At 69.3% G+C, this 17,030-nt stretch carries 16 protein-coding genes; 9 read left to right on the top strand and 7 right to left on the bottom strand.

The window, feature by feature from the left end; all coding sequences use genetic code 11:
• Window position 1: 1 nt before the first annotated feature.
• The gene (locus AB7E83_RS02705; protein WP_428565153.1) at window positions 2–1,477 is read right to left on the bottom strand and encodes a DNA-3-methyladenine glycosylase 2 family protein; all 1,476 of its coding nucleotides are present in this window, start codon (window positions 1,475–1,477) and stop codon (window positions 2–4) included.
• Window positions 1,478–1,589: 112 nt separating this feature from the next.
• Between AB7E83_RS02705 and AB7E83_RS02700 the strand changes: the two genes are divergently transcribed.
• The 4 genes from AB7E83_RS02700 to AB7E83_RS02685 all read left to right on the top strand — a co-directional run bounded on the left by AB7E83_RS02700 (window position 1,590) and on the right by AB7E83_RS02685 (window position 6,166).
• Entirely contained in the window at window positions 1,590–2,975 is a 1,386-nt protein-coding gene (locus tag AB7E83_RS02700; protein ID WP_428565151.1) for a phosphomannomutase/phosphoglucomutase, read from the top strand.
• A gap of 57 nt (window positions 2,976–3,032) precedes the next feature.
• Complete coding sequence (gene waaC, locus AB7E83_RS02695) at window positions 3,033–4,043, top strand: lipopolysaccharide heptosyltransferase I (protein ID WP_428565149.1); 1,011 nt, start codon at window positions 3,033–3,035, stop codon at window positions 4,041–4,043.
• 52 nt (window positions 4,044–4,095) lie between these two features.
• A complete protein-coding gene (locus AB7E83_RS02690; RefSeq protein ID WP_428565148.1) occupies window positions 4,096–5,406 on the top strand; it encodes a 3-deoxy-D-manno-octulosonic acid transferase in 1,311 nt (436 codons plus the stop codon).
• Between the two features lie 139 nt (window positions 5,407–5,545).
• Window positions 5,546–6,166: a hypothetical protein gene (locus tag AB7E83_RS02685; RefSeq protein WP_428565146.1), complete on the top strand. Its 621-nt coding sequence runs from the start codon at window positions 5,546–5,548 to the stop codon at window positions 6,164–6,166.
• 65 nt (window positions 6,167–6,231) lie between these two features.
• Here the strand turns inward: AB7E83_RS02685 and AB7E83_RS02680 are convergent, their stop codons facing one another.
• Genes AB7E83_RS02680 through AB7E83_RS02655 form a run of 6 tightly spaced genes read right to left on the bottom strand, consistent with a single transcriptional unit; the run spans window position 6,232 to window position 13,742 of the window.
• Window positions 6,232–7,554, bottom strand: a complete 1,323-nt coding sequence (locus AB7E83_RS02680) for a TolC family outer membrane protein (protein WP_428565144.1) — start codon at window positions 7,552–7,554, stop codon at window positions 6,232–6,234.
• Between the two features lie 53 nt (window positions 7,555–7,607).
• Window positions 7,608–7,952: a rhodanese-like domain-containing protein gene (locus tag AB7E83_RS02675; protein ID WP_428565142.1), complete on the bottom strand. Its 345-nt coding sequence runs from the start codon at window positions 7,950–7,952 to the stop codon at window positions 7,608–7,610.
• A 10-nt stretch (window positions 7,953–7,962) separates the two neighbouring features.
• On the bottom strand, window positions 7,963–8,652 hold the full coding sequence (locus tag AB7E83_RS02670) for a protein-L-isoaspartate O-methyltransferase family protein (RefSeq protein ID WP_428565140.1): 690 nt from the start codon (window positions 8,650–8,652) through the stop codon (window positions 7,963–7,965).
• 35 nt (window positions 8,653–8,687) lie between these two features.
• Complete coding sequence (locus AB7E83_RS02665; RefSeq protein WP_428565138.1) at window positions 8,688–11,900, bottom strand: efflux RND transporter permease subunit; 3,213 nt, start codon at window positions 11,898–11,900, stop codon at window positions 8,688–8,690.
• 34 nt (window positions 11,901–11,934) lie between these two features.
• Complete coding sequence (locus AB7E83_RS02660; protein ID WP_428565136.1) at window positions 11,935–13,068, bottom strand: efflux RND transporter periplasmic adaptor subunit; 1,134 nt, start codon at window positions 13,066–13,068, stop codon at window positions 11,935–11,937.
• Window positions 13,065–13,742 (bottom strand): TetR/AcrR family transcriptional regulator, encoded by a 678-nt coding sequence (locus AB7E83_RS02655; protein ID WP_428565134.1) that lies wholly within the window; start codon window positions 13,740–13,742, stop codon window positions 13,065–13,067. The genes AB7E83_RS02660 and AB7E83_RS02655 overlap by 4 nt, the downstream gene beginning before the upstream one ends.
• Before the next feature lie 91 nt (window positions 13,743–13,833).
• Between AB7E83_RS02655 and msrA the strand changes: the two genes are divergently transcribed.
• From msrA to AB7E83_RS02630, 5 genes are read left to right on the top strand one after another with little or no spacing between them, the layout of a single operon-like run.
• On the top strand, window positions 13,834–14,373 hold the full coding sequence (gene msrA / locus AB7E83_RS02650) for a peptide-methionine (S)-S-oxide reductase MsrA (protein WP_428565132.1): 540 nt from the start codon (window positions 13,834–13,836) through the stop codon (window positions 14,371–14,373).
• A complete protein-coding gene (locus tag AB7E83_RS02645; RefSeq protein ID WP_428565130.1) occupies window positions 14,374–15,075 on the top strand; it encodes an ATP-binding cassette domain-containing protein in 702 nt (233 codons plus the stop codon).
• A complete protein-coding gene (locus tag AB7E83_RS02640) occupies window positions 15,072–16,274 on the top strand; it encodes an ABC transporter permease (RefSeq protein WP_428565128.1) in 1,203 nt (400 codons plus the stop codon). The genes AB7E83_RS02645 and AB7E83_RS02640 overlap by 4 nt, the downstream gene beginning before the upstream one ends.
• Before the next feature lie 4 nt (window positions 16,275–16,278).
• Window positions 16,279–16,518: a hypothetical protein gene (locus tag AB7E83_RS02635; RefSeq protein ID WP_428565126.1), complete on the top strand. Its 240-nt coding sequence runs from the start codon at window positions 16,279–16,281 to the stop codon at window positions 16,516–16,518.
• Between the two features lie 18 nt (window positions 16,519–16,536).
• The gene (locus AB7E83_RS02630) at window positions 16,537–17,028 is read left to right on the top strand and encodes a DUF3299 domain-containing protein (protein ID WP_428565124.1); all 492 of its coding nucleotides are present in this window, start codon (window positions 16,537–16,539) and stop codon (window positions 17,026–17,028) included.
• The last annotated feature ends 2 nt before the right edge of the window (window positions 17,029–17,030 follow it).

Genomic DNA, 17,030 nt, shown 5'->3' with positions numbered 1-17,030 from the left:
GTCACAGCGAACTCCACGCGCGGATGACCGCGTAGCTTCGCCAGGGTTTCCAGGGCGTCGATGCCGCCTCGGCCTCGCGCGCGGGATGTTTCGCCTCGCGCACGCCCAGCGCCTTGTGCAGCGCGACGTCGCTGGCGGGGAAGGCATCGGGCCAGCGCAGCGCGCGCATCGCGATGTATTGCGCGGTCCAGTCGCCAATGCCGGGAATTTCCTTCAGCGCAGCGACGGTCGTATCGAGCGGCGCGCCGCCATGCAGTCGCAGGCGACCTTGGGCCACCGCCTTCGCGATCGCGACGATGGCGGCCTGCCGCTGCCGCACGATGCCGAGCTGGCCCAGCGCATCGCCCTCGGCGGCCGCGAGCACTTCGGCGCGCGGAAACAGCCTTCGCAAGGCCGGCACCGGCGTCTCGATGGGATCGCCGAAACGGTCCGCGAGCCGCTGCGCGAGCGTGCGCGCGGCCGCCACGGTGATCTGCTGGCCGAGCACCGCACGCACCGCGAGTTCGTAGCCGTTCGCGGCGCCCGGCACGCGCAGGCCGTCGCCCTGCGGAAAGCTCGCATGCAGCACGGCGTTGATCGCCTGCGGGTCGGCGTCGAGGTCGAGCAGCGCCCGCACGCGGCGGATGACCGCGGGCAAGGCTTCGCACAGGCCTTCGCTCACCTCAAGAACGACCTGGGTGCGCGGCTCGTCGAAGGTCGCCGTGAGCCAGCCCGTGTGCGTGCGGCCCTGCGCCTCGATGGCGAGCGTCCGCCCCAGTCGTGACCGCTCGACGTCGACGAGCTCCACGCCGTCGATGCGGCGCGCCGCGAAAAAGCCGAGCATCGCGCGCACGTCGTACGGCGGCCTGTAGCCCAGCTTCACCGTGCGTGTCTCGCCATCGTCCGCGCCCTCGCGGCGCAGCTGCGTCGGGCTCAGGCCATAGTGCTGGACGAAGGCGGCGTTGAAGCGGCGCATGCTCGCGAAGCCGCTGATGAGCGCGACCTGCGTGATGGGCAAGGCGGTATCGGCGAGCAGTTGCTTTGCCGTCAGCAGCCGTCGCGTCTGCAGGTACTGCAGCGGCGAGACGCCGAGCTGCGCCTCGAAGATGCGGCGCAGGTGCCGGTCGCTCACGCCCAGCCGCGCGGCCACCTGCTCGACGGAAGGGCTCTCGTCGCCCCACGCTTCGGGCTCATCCAGCAGGTGCGCGGCCTGCTGCGCGAGCGTGGCGCTCGCGTCCTGGATCGACCAGGCCTGCGCGCGCGGCGCGAGCTCCGGGCGGCAGCGCAGGCACGGCCGGAAGCCCGCGCTTTCGGCCTGCGCGGCATGCGCGAAAAAGCGGCAGTTCTCGCGCCGGGGCGTGCGCACGCGGCACACGGGCCGGCAATAGATGCCCGTGCTCGTCACGCCCGTGAAGAAGCGGCCGTCGAAACGCGCATCCTTCGCCTTGAGGGCGAGGTAGCAGGCGTCGGGCTGCAGGGTCACGTCATGGTCGGGCATGCGGGTGGATGATACGCAGCGCGGCTGAGTCGACTCGCCGTTTTCGGACATCTCCTGCCGCTTGCGCGGCCTACAATCTTTCGCAACGAAAGCAACCCAGGACGCACCCCCGATGCAGCTCAGCCCCACCATCTTCAAGGCCTACGACGTGCGCGGCATCGTGCCGGCGACGCTGGACGAGGAAGTCGCCGAATCCCTCGGCCGCGCGTTCGGCGAGATCGCGCAGCGCGAGGGCGAGAAAGTGGTGGCCGTCGGCCGCGATGGCCGGCTGAGCGGGCCGTCGCTCTCGGCCGCGCTCATCCGCGGCTTGTCGGCGTCGGGCGTGGAAGTCATCGACGTCGGCATGGTGACCACGCCGATGCTGTACTTCGCGGCCAGCACGCTCTGCACGAGCGGCATCCAGGTGACGGGCAGCCACAACCCGAAGGACTACAACGGCTTCAAGATGGTGATGGCCGGTCGCGCGATCCACGGCGACGAGATCCAGGCGCTGCGCCAGCGGATGGAGCAGGGCGGCGGCGCGAAGGCCGAGAAGCCGGGGCGCATCCGCAACATCAACATCCTCGCGCCGTACCGCGACCGCATCGTGGGCGACATCAAGCTCGCGCGTCCGCTCAGGATCGTGGTGGATTCGGGCAACGGCGTGGCCGGTGCGTCGGCGCCGGAAATCTTTCGCGCCATCGGCTGCGAGGTGACGGAGCTCTTCAGCGAGGTCGACGGCGACTTCCCGAACCACCATCCCGACCCGAGCAAGCCCGAGAACCTGCGCGACCTCATCGCGAAGCTGAAGGAGACGGGCGCCGACCTCGGCCTCGCCTTCGACGGCGACGGCGACCGGCTGGGCATCATCACGCGCGGCGGCAACAACATCTACCCCGACCGGCAGATGATGCTGTTCGCGCGCGACGTGCTCTCGCGCGTGCCGGGCGGCACGATCCTGTTCGACGTGAAATGCACGCAGCGCCTCGCGCCGGCGATCCGGGAAGCGGGCGGCACGCCGCTCATGTTCAAGACCGGCCACTCGCTCATCAAGACGAAGATGCGCGAGGTCGGCTCGCCGCTCGGCGGCGAGATGAGCGGCCACATCTTCTTCAAGGAGCGCTGGTACGGCTTCGACGACGGCACCTATGCGGGCTGCCGCCTGCTCGAGATCCTGTCGCGCAACGAAGACCCGAGCGCCGTGCTCGATGCGCTGCCCACGAGCTTCTCCACGCCCGAACTCAACGTGAAGTGCGAGGAGGGCGAGCCGCACCGGCTCGTCGCGCAACTCGTGCGCGAGGCGAAGTTCGACGCGCCGGCGCAGGTGTCCACCATCGACGGCGTGCGAGTCGACTGGCCGGATGGCTTCGGCCTGATTCGCGCGTCGAACACGACCCCCGTGCTGGTCCTGCGCTTCGAAGGGCATACGCAGGAGGCGATGCACCGCATCGAGGAGACGATGCTGAAGCTGCTGCGCACCGTGAAGCCGGACGCGAAGATCGGGGAAGCGGCGCATTGAGCGCGGCCTGAACGTACGGGGTGGCCCGGGGAGCGCCACCCGGATAATGCGTCTGCCTTGAACATCCTCCTCGTCAAACTCAGTTCGCTCGGCGACGTCGTGCATGCGATGCCGGCGGTGCAGGACATGCGTCGCGCCTTGCCGCAGGCGCGCATCGACTGGGTGGTCGAGCGCGGTTTCGCGCCGCTGGTGGAGCGCTGCGCGGGTGTGGCGCGCCCGATTCCGTGCGAGCTGCGCAAGTGGCGCAAGGCCCCGCTCGCGCGCGACACGCGCCGCGAGTGGCGCGAATTTCGTGCCGACCTGCAGCGGCAGGCCTACGACGCCGTGATCGACCTGCAAGGTCTCACGAAGTCGGCCCTCGTGGCGCGCGTGGCGCGCCTTTCGGCGACTGGCAAGCGCTATGCGCTGGCGAACCGCACCGAAGGATCGAGCTACGAAGCGCCCACGCGCTGGGTGGCCCATGAGAGTTTCGAGATCGCGCCGCACACGCATGCGGTGCAGCGCTCGCGCGAGCTGTGCGCGCGGGCGCTGGGGTATGCCGTGCAGGAGGCGCTGCGCTTCGGCCTGCATGCACGCGATGCAAGCCGGCAGGCCGCGCTGCCCGATGCGCTCGGGGTACGTGCGGGTGGCGAAGTCGCCTTCATCCACGGCACCTCCCGCGACGACAAGCTCTGGCCCGAGGCGCACTGGCTGGCGCTGGGTCGCCGCCTGATCGAATCCGGCAACCGCATCGTCCTGCCCCATGGGGGCGGCGAAGAAGAGGCGCGCAGCCACCGCATCGCAAGCGGCCTCGGCAGCGGCGCGCAAGTGTGGCCCCGCATGCCGCTCGATGCGCTCACCGACCGCCTGGCAGCTTGCGCGGGCGCCGTCGGCGTCGACAGCGGCCTGAGCCACATCGCGGTCGCGCTCGACCTGCCGCACGTGCAGATCTACAACTTCGACACGGCCTGGCGCACGGGGCCGCTCGACGCCATGCGGGCGCGGCAACGCAGCGTGTTCTCGGCGCCGTCACCCTCGGTCGACGCGGTATGGGATGCATGGCGCGACGTGACGGCTCGCACCACATGACGGGTCCGCTCGATTCCGGGTGCGATGGGCGCGACGTGGGGCGTCGCCGCGCATGATGCGCCACCTTTACTCGTGGGTGATGCGTGCCGCGCAGCCCTCGCTGCGACGCAAGCTGAAGCGCCGCGGCGCCGCGGAGCCCGGCTACCTCGAACACGTCGAGGAACGCTTCGGCCACTACGCGAATCCAGCGGAACCGGGCGCGTTGTGGATCCACGCCGTATCGCTCGGCGAAACGCGCGCGGCCGCGATCCTGGTCGAGGCGCTGCGGCGCGAGCGTCCGTCGCTTCGCTTCCTGCTGACCCACGGCACCGCCACTGGCCGCGCGGAGGGCGCGCGCCTGCTGCGCGAAGGCGACGCGCAGGCCTGGCAGCCCTGGGACACGCCGGATGCAGTGCGCCGTTTCCTCGATCACTTCCGTCCCTGCGCCGGCGTGCTGATGGAAACCGAGGTCTGGCCGAACCTCGCGTTCGCATGCCGTGAGCGCGGCGTGCCGCTCCTGCTCGCGAATGCGCGGCTCTCGCCCAAGTCGCTGGCGCAGGCGCGGCGGCTCGCGTGGTTGTCGAGGCCCGCGTATGGATCGCTCGCGGCCGTGTACGCGCAGACCGAGGCCGATGCGCGCCGCCTCGCGCAGGCGGGCGCGACGGTCGAGGGTGTGTACGGCAATCTCAAATTCGATGCGACGCCGGATCCTGCGCTGCTCGCGAAGGGCCGAGCTTGGCGTGACGTGTGTGGCGCGAAGGAGCGTCCCGTCGTGATGTTCGCGAGCTCGCGCGAGGGCGAGGAGGCCGAGTTTCTCCGCGAGTTGCCGCAGGAGGGGGACGCAGGCGTGCAGTGGCTGATCGTTCCGCGTCATCCGCAACGCTTCGACGAAGTCGCGGCGCTCGTGCGCGAGTCGGGGCGCTCGCTCTCGCGGCGCAGCGAGTGGACCGAGGGTCCGCGACCCGCCGACGTGTGGCTCGGCGACTCGCTCGGCGAGATGGCGCTGTACTACGGCCTGGCCGACGTTGCGCTGCTCGGTGGCAGCTTCGCGCCCCTCGGCGGCCAGAACCTGATCGAGGCCGCGGCCTGCGGGTGCCCGGTCGTGATGGGGCCGCACACCTTCAATTTCGAGGAAGCGGCCTCCTTGGCGCTGGAGGCCGGCGCGGCCTTCCGCGTGGAGTCGATGGCGCACGGCATCGCGTCCGCGACGGCGCTCGCTCGCCGCCATGCACTGGCCGGCGCATCGCGCGCGGCCGCGGCGTTTGCCGAAGCGCATCGGGGCGCGGCGCGGCGCACGAGCGCGGCGATTCTCGAGCGCATCGCACCCGGATTCATGACCGAGTGGTCAAGCCGAGAGGACGACGAAGCGTTCAAGACGCTCTGACGCTGCATCGGCGTCCGGCAAGCGCGAACGCGCGCGTCGATGCAGCCGTCATGACGTGGACCACCCGAAGGTATGGGTCCATTCACGCCATTCGACTTATATAGTCGCCGCATTGTCCCGGAGCAACGGAATCCCTCTCATGACGCATGTCACCGCCGCGCAAGCTGCCGCCTTGCGTTTCCATCGCGCCCTCGAGGGCCAGGCGCCGCGCAACGCCGACCTCCTGGCCGAGGCGGCCACGGTGGACCTCCTCACCTTCGCCACGAGCGCCAGCGCCGCCGTCATGCAAGCGCCCGCCGACCAACTCGCCACGCGCATCCTTTCCAACCTGGGATTCACGAGCGAAGCGCTCGGTACGGGCGTTTACTCGTCCTTGGCGCACACCCTTGCGGGTTTTTTCGATACCTACGCGCACGAGCGAGGGGTCGTGATCCTGAATCTCGTGAATGCCGCCTGCAATCTCGACCCCGGCCTCATGCCCGCCTACGGCACCGCCTCCTCGCGGCTGAAGAGCTCCCTGGCGTCCGATCTCGCGCAGTTGGGCGGAGGGCAGGGCGCGCAGGCGTCGGCGTACCCCGACCCGTCGCCTCCCTACCGCTGGGATGACGAGGAAACGGACATCATGCTGTTCGAGGCGCTGTTCGGACCCGGCCGCACCGCGTCGGCCGAATCGCCCGCGAGTGACATTGCGGCCGTGCATGCCCCGGTCGGGGTCGTCGGCGTCGCCGAGATTCCGCAGGCCGCGATCCTTCTGTCCTGACGCGCCGCGCTTCGTCGCAGCGCATTCAGGCGGACGAAGCGACGTCGGGCGTCCCTGCTACGCGCCTACTTCGCCAGCAACGCATTCAGCCGCTGCAGATCCTCGGGCGACAGGGTCCCGTTCGCCTGCCGCAGCCGCAGGTGCCCCAGCAGCACGTCGTAGCGCGCCCGCGCGAGGTCGCGCTTGGTCTGGAACAGCTGGCTCTGCGCGTTGAGCACATCGATGTTGATGCGCACCCCCACCTGGTAGCCCAGGCGGTTCGCTTCCAGCGCGCTCTGGCTCGACGCCTCCGCGGCTTCCAGCGCGCGCACGCGGCCCTGACCGGAAACAATGCCGAAATAGGCGGTCCGCACCGCCTGCGCAACGGTGCGGCGTGCGGCTTCCAGGTCTGCCCTCGACCGTTCTTCCAGCGCCAGCGCTTCCAGGATGCGATTCTGGGTGAGGTAGCCGTTGAACAGCGGCATGGCGAACAACACGTTCACGCTCGTACTCCGCGGGCGAATGTTTGCCGCGGTGGTCGCGTTCCCGTCGGGTGACCGGGTGATCGAATGCGACGCCGTGAGATCGACGGTTGGCTTGTTGGCAGCCTTCTGCTTCTCGGTTTCGATCTGCGCGATCTCGACTTCCTTGCGTCGCTGCAGCACCAGCGGATGCGCTTCCTCGGCCTGCGACACCCACGCCTCGGGGCTGGCCGGCTGCGGCGCCGGAAGTTCGATCGGAACGCCGAGCGGATTCGGCTGCGCGCCGGTCTTGCCGACCACGGTGTCGAGCTGCAGCCGCTTCACGCGCAGGTCGTTCTCGGCTTCGATTTCCTGCGCGAGCACGAGGTCGTAGCGTGCCTGGGCTTCGCGCGTGTCCGTGATCGTCGCCGTGCCCACCTCGAAGTTGCGCCGTGCCGATGCCAACTGCTCCGCGACGGCCGTCTTCTGAGCGCGAACGAATGCCAGCGTATCCTGCGACGCCAGCACGTCGAAGTAGGCCTGGCTCACACGGATGATCAGGTCCTGGCCCGATGTCGTCAGCAGGTACTCCGCCAGCTCTGCCCGCCGCTCGGCTTGCCGGAGCTCCAGGCGAGCCACCGGCCGATAGAGCGGGTGGGAAGCCGACACGACGGCGTTCTGCGTCGGGAAGGTGCGGCTCGTCGGCGGATTGTTGGTCTCGAAGTGCGTGAGCGACTGGCTTGCCGTCAGGTTGGCCGATGGCAGGATGCCGGCGCGCGCCTGTGCAGCGCGGGGAATGCTCGCCTCGTAGGTCGCCTTCGCCGCCTGCCACGTCGCGTCGGTCGCGCGCGCGGAGTCGTAGAGCTCCAGGAGGCTTTCCGCGTGCGCGGGGGCGCCCAGGGCCGTGGCCAGCGCCAGCGTGAGGGGGAGAAGCCGCACGGGAGTCATTCGTTTTCGTCCTTCGATTCTTCGTGGTCGTCGTGTTCGTTACCGCGGCCGATTCAGTAGCGCGGCACCGACGGATCGCGTTCGAGCGACCACGCGTCGATGCCGCCGGCGATGTTCGCGACCCGGGCGAAGCCCTGCTGCGCGAGGAACATGGCCACGCGCTGGCTGCGTCCGCCGTGGTGGCACAGGCAGGCCACGGGCCGCTCGGGATCGAGTTGCGCGAGCCGGCCGGGAATCTCGTTCATCGGAATGGCGACGAGTTCGAAGCCGTCGGGGGTCACGCTGGCCGTGCGCAGTTCGGAGGGCTCGCGGACGTCGAGCACGAAGGGCGCGGCGCCGCCGGCCGAGGCGGACGCGAGCCATGCGGGCAAATCGGTGGGGCTGACCTGATCGATCATGACTCGGCCTTCAGAAACGGAAACGCGAGGCTTCGGGGAAGCCGATGAGGCGCGGCGCCGAGGTGTCCCAGGGCTGCCGGGTCTCGAACGTGCCGTCGCCGGCGCGCGTCACGAAAGTCGCGCGCATCACGGGGTCGTCGCCCACGATGGCGACCAGCCGGCCCCCGGGCTTGAGCTGGTCGAGCAGGACACGGGGCACCTCGGCCACCGAGCCCGAGAGCATGATCACGTCGAACGGCGCTTCGCCGGGCAGGCCGCGTGCGCCGTCGGCCTCGCGCACCTCGGCGTTGGAGATGCCGGCCTTCTGCAGGTTCGCCCGTGCCAGCTTCGCCATTTCGGGGTGGCGCTCCAGGGTCACGACGCGCTCGGCGCGGCGGGCGAGCAGGGCGGCCATGTAGCCCGAGCCCGCGCCGACTTCCAGCACCTTGTCGGCAGGCTTGATCGCGGCGTCCTGCAACAGGCGCGCCTCGACGCGGGGCGGCAGCATGCACAGGCCGTTGCGCGCCGCGTCTTCCGCGTCCTCCACCAGGGGAATTTCCATGTCGACGAAGGCGAGCGCCTGGTGTGCCGGAGGGACGAAGTCCTCGCGCTTCAATGCGCCCAGCAGGTCGAGGATGTCGAGCTCGAGCACGTCCCAGGGACGGATCTGCTGCTCGATCATGTTGAAGCGGGCGCGTTCGAGGTCGAGGGGGGCGTTCATAGCGTGAGGTTCCGGCTTCGATTTCAGGACAAACTTCAGGACAAACCGTCGATTCTAGAAGCCGCGACGGGCTCGGCTCCCGCGCCGCCTCCGGCGACCCGCTTGCGGCCCCGCGCCCATTGCGCGAGGTCGTCGAGCCAGCAGTAGACGACGGGCACCACCACGAGCGTGAGCAGCGACGAGGTGATGACCCCGCCGATCACGGCCTGGCCCATCGGCGCGCGCTGTTCCGAGCCCTCGGTCAGCGCGAAGGCGAGCGGCACCATGCCGAAGATCATGGCCAGCGTGGTCATGAGGATGGGGCGCAGGCGAACTTTCGCGGCGTGCAGCAGCGCGGCCGAGCGCTCCATGCCCTGCTCGCGCATGCGGATCGCGAAGTCGACCAGCAGGATCGCGTTCTTGGTGACCAGGCCCATCAGCATGACGACGCCGATCACCGAGAACATCGACACGGTCGAGCGGAACGCCATGAGCGCCAGCACCACGCCGATCAGCGTGAGCGGCAGCGAGGTCATGAGCGCGAGCGGTTGCAGGAAGCTCTTGAACTGGCTGGCGAGGATCATGTAGATGAAGATCACCGCCATCGCGAGCGCGGACACCGCGTAGCCGAACGACTCCTGCATGTTCTTGGTGGAGCCGCCGAACTGGTAGCGGTAGCCGGGCGGGAAGCGGAGGGTGTCGAGCTGCGCGCGGATGTCGGCGGACACGTCGCCGGCCGCGCGGCCGTAGGTGTTGGCGTTGATCGACACCTCGCGCGTCAGGTCGCGCCGGTTGATCTGGTTCGGCCCGGTCGACTCCTTCACCGCCGCCACCTGGCTCAGGCGCACGACGCGCGGGCTGCCGTCGGCATTCGTGCCCACCGCGAAGGGCAGGCGCTCCAGGTCCTGCGGCGACACCCGCGCCTCGGGCGCGAGGCGCACGTTGACGTCGTAGGTCTGGTCGTCGGGGGCGCGCCAGTTGCCCACGGTCTGGCCCGCCACCAGGGTGCGCAGCGAGGCGCCGATCTGCGCGACGCTCAGGCCGAGGTCGGATGCGGCGTCGCGCTTCACTTCGACCCCGATCACCGGCTTGGGGGGCTTGACGCTCGAGTCCATGTCGACCAGGCCGTCGATGGGACGGATCTTGTCCATCGCGAGGCGGGCCAGCCGTTCGAGCTCGCCGAGGTCCGGCCCCGTGAGCGAGAACTCGATGGGCTTGTTGCCGCCGACCGAATCGAGCAGGCCGACGTGCGTGACCGTGATGCCCGGCACCTGCCGCAGGCGTTCGCGCAGGACGCCAGCCATGTCGTCGACGCTGCGCGCGCGGTCCTTGCGGTCGACCATGCGCACATAGACCGAGGCGTAGATCTTTCCCGGCAGGTTGTCGGTGTTGACGGTGGCGACCGTGTAGCGTACCTCGGGGTACTGCCGCACGATGGTCTCGACCTGCTTCGCCTTGGCTTCGGTGAGTTCCAGCGACGAGCCGACGGGGGTGTAGAAGTTGACGTAGGTTTCCGAATAGTCCGCCTTGGGGACGAACTCGGTGCCGAGCAGCGGCACCATGAACACGCTGGTGAAGAAGATGGCGACGGCGCCGAGCACGGTGGCGAGCTTGTGCGCGAGCGACCAGCGCAAGAGCGCCTGGTAGCCCTCGACCAGGCGTTCGGTCATGGCGTCGAACGCGCCGGTCACGCGGCCGATGGTCTTGTCGTAGAGCGTCCTGCGCTCGCGCGGCTTGCCGTGCGCGTCGATCTCGGGGTCGTGCCAGACCGACGAGAGCATGGGGTCGAGCGTGAAGCTCACGAACATCGAGATGAGCACCGCGGCGACGATGGTCACGCCGAACTCGTGGAAGAATTTCCCGATGATGCCGCCCATGAATCCGATGGGCAGGAACACGGCGACGATCGAGAAGGTGGTCGCGAGCACCGCGAGGCCGATCTCCTGCGTGCCGTCGAGCGAGGCCTGGTACGGCGTCTTGCCCATCTGCACGTGCCGCACGATGTTCTCGCGCACGACGATGGCGTCGTCGATCAGCAGGCCCACGCACAGCGACAGCGCCATCAGCGTGATCATGTTGATCGTGAAGCCGAAGGCGTACATGAAGAGGAAGGTGCCGATCAGCGCGATGGGCAGCGTGAGGCCCGTGATCACGGTCGAGCGCCACGAGTTGAGGAAGAGGAAGACGATCAGGACGGTGAGCGCCGCGCCCTCGAGGAGGGTCCGCTGCACGTTCGCCACGGCCACGCGGATCGGCCGCGACGTGTCGGCGACGGGCTCCAGCTTCACGCCCGGCGGCAGTTGCGCCTTCATCTCCTCGATCGTCGCGCGCAGGCCGTCGACGACGCCGATGGTGTTCTCGTCCTGCGCCTTCTGCACGGTGAGCAGCAGCGTGCGCTGGCCGTTGTGCAGCGCGAGGCTGTCGAGTTCCTGCGCGCCGTCGGAAACGCGGGCGATCTGTTCGACTCGGATGGGCGCGCCCGCGCCGGCTTGACCGGCGCCGCCCGATCCCTTGCGTGCGACGATGATCCGGGCGAAGTCCTCCGGCCGCTGCATGCGCGCATCGATCTGCACCACGCGCTCCTGCGCGAGCGAGCGGATCGCGCCGAGCGGAAGGTCCTGGTTCTCGTTGCGCACGGCCGCGACCACCTGGTCGGCGGTGATCCCGAGCGCCTCCATCGCGGCGGGTTGCAGGTAGATGTTGATCTCGCGCCGCGTCCCGCCGACGAGCCGCACGGAGCCGACGCCGCGCACGTTCTCCAGCCGCTTCTTCAGCGTCTGGTCGGCCCAGTTGGTGAGCTCCACCGGCGACATCGCGCGGCCGCTCGTCGCATCGGGCAGCACCGCGAGCCACCACACCGGCCGGCTCGTCGGGTCGAAGCGCATCACGCGCGGCTCCTTCACCTCGGTGCGCAGCAGCGGGCGAACTGCCGCGACCTTCTCGCGCACGTCGTCGGCGGCCTTGCGGCCGTCGACGTGCAGCTGGAATTCGAGGATGACGACCGACTGGCTCTCGTAGCTGCGCGAGGTGAGCGCGCTGATGCCCGAGATCGAGTTGACGGCCTCCTCGATCTTCTTGGTGACCTCCGACTCCACGACTTCGGGCGACGCGCCCGGATACTCCGCCGTCACGACGACCACCGGCAGGTCGATGTTGGGGAACTGGTCGACCTTCAGCCGCTGGTAGGAAAAGAGGCCGAGCACGACGATGGCGAGCATCACCATCGTGGCGAACACGGGGTTGCGCAGGCTGACGCGGGTGAACCACATGGTCAGGCTCGGCCGGGGCGGTGCGCGATCGCCGTCACGGGCTGGGCGGGCGGGTGAACTTCACGGTCGTCCCTTCGCGAAGCGGGCCCACGTGCCCCTTGATCACGGTGGCGCCGGGGGCCAGGCCGTCGACGGCAATCCAGGTTTCCTTCGCCGAATCGCCGCGCGCGCCCGGCTGCACGGACTTGTGCGCGACCTTGTTGTCCTCGACGACCTGCACGTAGGGCGCGGGCCGGTCGGTGCGCACGGCCGCCAGCGGCACGGCGAGCGCCGACACCTTGCCGGTCGCGAGCGTGCCTTGCGCGAAGAGGCCCTGGCGCAAGCCGGCGCCGTCTTCGACGGCGAGGTAGGCGAGCACGCTGCGGCTGCCCGCCTGCGCGCTCGGGTTGATTCGCACCACGCGCGCGGCCACGGGGCGCGTGCGGCCCTCGATCTGCAGCACGGCGGCCTGACCCACCGCCACTTCCATCGAGTCGGCCGCGGTGAGCGTGGCTTCGACCTCGAGCCGCGCGAGATCGACGATCTCGATCACCCGCGCATCCACGCCGACGCGCTCGCCCGGCTGCGCCAGGCGCTGCGCCACCACGCCGCCGATGGGCGCGCGCAGGGCCGTGTCGTCGAGCGCCTTGCGCGCCACGTCCACGTTGGCGAGCGACGCCTTGTGGTTGGCCTCGGCCGCCACCAAGTTGTTCCACGAGGTGTCGAGCGCGGTCTTCGAGATGAAGCCCTGGTCGACGAGCGCCTTGTTGTTGGCCCACTGGCGCTGCGCGATCTCGATCTGCGCCCGCGCGGAGTCGGCCTGCTCCTGCGCCTGCTTCAGGCGCGACTGCGTTTCGGCGGGGTCCACGCGCGCGATCAGCTGCCCCGCCTTCACGGTGTCGCCCTCGCGCACGGTCAGCCCCTGCAGCTCGCCCGCGACGCGCGCCTTGACGAGCGCCGAGTTCACCGCCTTGAGCGAGCCGGAGATCGGCAGTCCGCGCACGATCTCGCGCGGCTCGGCCTTCACCACGTCGGTCGCGGCGAGCTCGATCACGGCTTCGGTCTTGCGCGCGGCCGCTTCCGCGGCGGTGGCGCGCTTCGCCTTTTGCGACGCCACGCCCTGCCAGGCGCCGGCGCCGAGCAGCGCGAGGGCGGCGAGTCCGAGGACCCACTTCGACGAACGCTTCATCGCGAAACCTTCCCTGGGCAGAAGCCGTGCAGCAGCGTGTCGATCTGCGACTGCAGGTAGCGCTCGGGGTCCAGGGCGTAGTCCTGCGGCGCGCAGGGCGCGAGCGAGTGCTTCATCATGATGAGGAAGATCATCGGCGCGATCACGCTGTAGACCGCGTAGTCGATGTCGAGGTCGCGGAACTCGCCGCGCGCCACGCCGCGTTCGAGCATGCGGCGGATGAGGTCGTTGCCGGGGCGGATCACCTCCTGCTGGTAGAAGGCCGCGATGTCGGGGAAGTTGCGCGCCTCGGAGATGATGAGCTTGGTGATGCCCGAGGCCTTCGTGGCGCCGATGCGCTCCCACCAGACCTTCATGCAGTAGCGCACCATGTCCACCGTCGAGCCCTGGAACAGGTCGAACTCCTCGTTCCATTCCTTGAAGCGGCCCGAGAGGTTCTCGCGGATCACGGCCTTGAAGAGTTCTTCCTTCGACGGGAAATACAGGAAGAGGGTGCCTTTCGACACGCCGGCGCGCGCTGCGACTTCCTCGGCGCGCGTGGCCGCGAAGCCCTTTTCGACGAACAGGTCGAGCGCGGCGTCGAGCAGTTCGCCCGGGCGCGCTTCCTTGCGGCGCCCGCGCTTCGCCGGAGCCTCGTCCGCATGTGCTGCCTTGACCTTCGTGAGCGATGTCATCTTTATTACTGACTGACTGGTTAGTAATGTAGTCTCGTGCAGCTCGACCGTCAACCCAGGGGCTACAGTCGCGGGTCAGGAGGTTTGTGTCATGAGCGATCAACAATCCATTGTGCTGGGCGGCGGCTGCTTCTGGTGTACCGAGGCCGTGTTCAAGGAAGTGAAGGGCATCGTCGACGTCGAGTCGGGGTACAGCAATGGGGGCGTGCAGCGGCCCTCGTACGAGCAGGTCTGCACCGGCACCACCGGCCACAACGAGGTGGTGAAGCTCGCCTATGACCCGGCGCAGATCTCGACCCGGCAGATCCTCGAGATTTTCTTCGTCGTCCACGATCCCACGCAGTTGAACCGCCAGGGCAACGACATCGGCACGCAGTACCGCAGCGGCATCTACTACACGAACGAAGAGCAGAAGCAGGCGGCCGAGGCGATCGTGCGCGAGCTGAACGAGGGCAAGTTCTATTCGCGGCCCGTGGTGACCGAGGTGAAGGCGCTCGACAACTACTGGCCGGCCGAGGAATACCACCAGGATTTCTTCGAGAAGAACCCCTACCAGGGCTACTGCATGGCGGTCGCCGCGCCGAAGGTCGAGAAATTCCGCAAGACGTTCAAGGCGCTGGCGCGCGGCTGAATGATTCGCACGCGAGGTCTTCGCTACCGGTATCCGCGCGGCCCCGCCCTTGCATTTCCCGACGTCGACGTGGCGGCGGGCGGGGACTTGCTGCTGCAGGGACGATCCGGGTCGGGGAAGTCGACGTGGCTCGCGCTCGTCGCGGGCCTGCTGACCCCCGCGGCCGTCAATCCCGCGGAAGCGGGAATCCAGGGCTCCCCCGACGGGGCGAGCGAACTGGTCGTCGCCAACCAGAACCTCATCGGCCTCGGCGCCGCACGCCGCGACGCATGGCGCTCGCGCGCCATCGGTTTCCTGCCGCAGAAGCTGCACCTGAGCGAAGCGCTCGACGTCGAAGGCAATCTCGGCCTGTGCTTCTACGCGGCGGGGCTGCCGCACGATGCAAGTCGGGTCCGCGATGCGCTGGGCGCGCTCGGCGTGGCCGAACTCGCGCACCGCAAGCCCTCCCAACTCTCCGGCGGCCAGGCGCAGCGCGTCGCGCTCGCCCGCAGCATCCTCATGCGGCCGCAGGTGCTGCTCGCCGACGAACCCACGGCGAGCCTCGACGATGAAGCGGCCGCGGCCGCGCTCGCGCTCCTGCGCGACGCGGCCAGCGAGTGCGGCGCCACCCTCGTGATCGCCACGCACGATGCGCGGGTGCGCGATGCGATGGCGGACGCGGCCGTGCTCCGTCTCGGCGCAACGGCGGAGGCCGCTTCGTGAAGACCGTCGCGCTCGCCTTCCGCTACCTCTGGTCGCGCCCGCTCGCCGCGCTGCTCAACCTGCTGCTGCTCACGCTCGGCCTCGCCTCGATCACCTTCGTGGTGCTGGTGGGCGAGCAGGTCGGCCGCGCGTTCGAGCGCGACCTCGCCGGCATCGACGTCGTGGTCGGCGCCAAGGGCAGCCCGATGCAGCTGATCCTCTCGGGCGTCTTCCACATCGACGTGCCGGCGGGGAACATCGCGCTCTCCGACGTGCGCGAGCTCGAGAAATCGCCGGCCGTGAGGAAGCTCATTCCGCTCAGCCTGGGCGATGCCTTCCGCGGCTTCCGCATCGTCGGCACCACGCCCGAGTACCTGCGGCACTACAGGATGCGCGTGGCCTCCGGCAGCGAGTGGACGAAGACGATGGAGGCGGTGGTCGGCGCGGACGTCGCGCGCACGCTCGGCTTCAAGGCCGGCGACGCCTTCGTCGGCAACCACGGCCTGGGCGGCATGGGCGATGCGCACGGAAACCATCCCTACCGGATTTCGGGCGTGCTCGCGCCTTGCGGCTGCGTGGTCGACCGCCTCATCGTCACCTCCACCGAATCCGTGTGGCAGGTCCATGAGAAGGAGATGGCGATGGACGAGGACGATCGCAAGGCGCTCGAGGAAGCGCGCGAGATCACCGTCGCGCTGATTTCGTACCGCACGCCGCTCGCCGCCGTGACCTTCCCGCGCTACGTGAACACCCAGACCGAAATGCAGGCCGCCGCGCCGGCCATCGAGATCACGCGCCTGCTGCGCATGCTCGGCGTGGGCAGCGAGGTCTTGCAAGGCATCGGCGCGGTGCTGCTGCTGAGCGCGGCCCTGTCGGTCTTCGTGGCGTTGTGGAATGCAGTGCGCGAACGCCGCGCCGACCTCGCCATGCTGCGCATGCTGGGCGCGACGCCGGCCAAGGTGGCGGCGCTGCTGTTGTGCGAGGCGCTGTGGCTCGCCGTTCTCGCGTCGATCCTGGGCCTGCTGGCCGGACACGCGCTCACTTCCTTGGTAGGCTCGCTGCTGCAAGCGCAAGGGTCGCTGCCGATCTCGGGCTGGCACTGGCTGCCCGAAGAAACCTGGATCCCCGCGCTGGCGATGGCCGTGGCCGCCGCCGCCGCGCTGATCCCGGCGGCGAGCGCCTACCGCACCGATGTGGCCCATCTGTTGAATTCGAGGTGATGCGATGAAGAGAATCCTTGTCCTGATGCTGTTCGCGCCGCTGGCCGCGTTGGCCGCGGACAAGCACGACGCGGCCGCGATCAAGAAGGACGTGGAGCGCCACCGCGCCATGGCCGCCGCGCACGAGCAGGCCGCGAAGTGCCTGGAGACGGGCCAGAAGCCCGAGCAGTGCCAGAAGCAGTTGCAAGGCGCCTGCAAGGGCCTGGGCATCGGAAAATACTGCGGAATGAAGCACGAGCACTGAACCGAAGGAGTACGACCCATGAAGATCGCCGCCGCCTTGCTCGCCTCCACCCTGGCGTTCGCGTCGTGGGCGCAGCTGTCGCCCCCCGTGCCGCAGGGCTCGGGCGCGGGCGTCCACAGCCCCAACAGCCCGTTCGCGCCCCTGCCGCAGCGTAACGACGTGGTCCAGTGGTCGACGCTCACGGCGGTCACCACGAAGAACGAGAAGAACAAGATCGTGCCGGTCTACACGAAGGACCTGCTTGCCCTGGACAAGCGCAAGCAGCGCGTGCAGGGCTTCATGATGCCGCTGGAGCCAGGCGAGCGGCAGACGCACTTCCTGCTGAGCTCGGTGCCGCTCACCTGCGGCTTCTGCACCCCGGGCGGACCCGAGAGCATGGTCGAGGTGCGCACGAAGACGCCGGTGCGCTACACGATGGACCCCGTGATCGTGGAGGGCACCTTCGCCGTGCTGAACGACGACCCGTACGGGTTGTATTACCGCGTGACGGATGCGGTCGCGGTGAAGTAGGG

Source organism: Ramlibacter sp. (assembly GCF_050250995.1).
Classification (GTDB): domain Bacteria; phylum Pseudomonadota; class Gammaproteobacteria; order Burkholderiales; family Burkholderiaceae_C; genus Ramlibacter.
The sequence above is the reverse complement of the archived record's forward strand: the minus strand, read 5'-3'. Positions and strand labels throughout refer to the sequence as shown.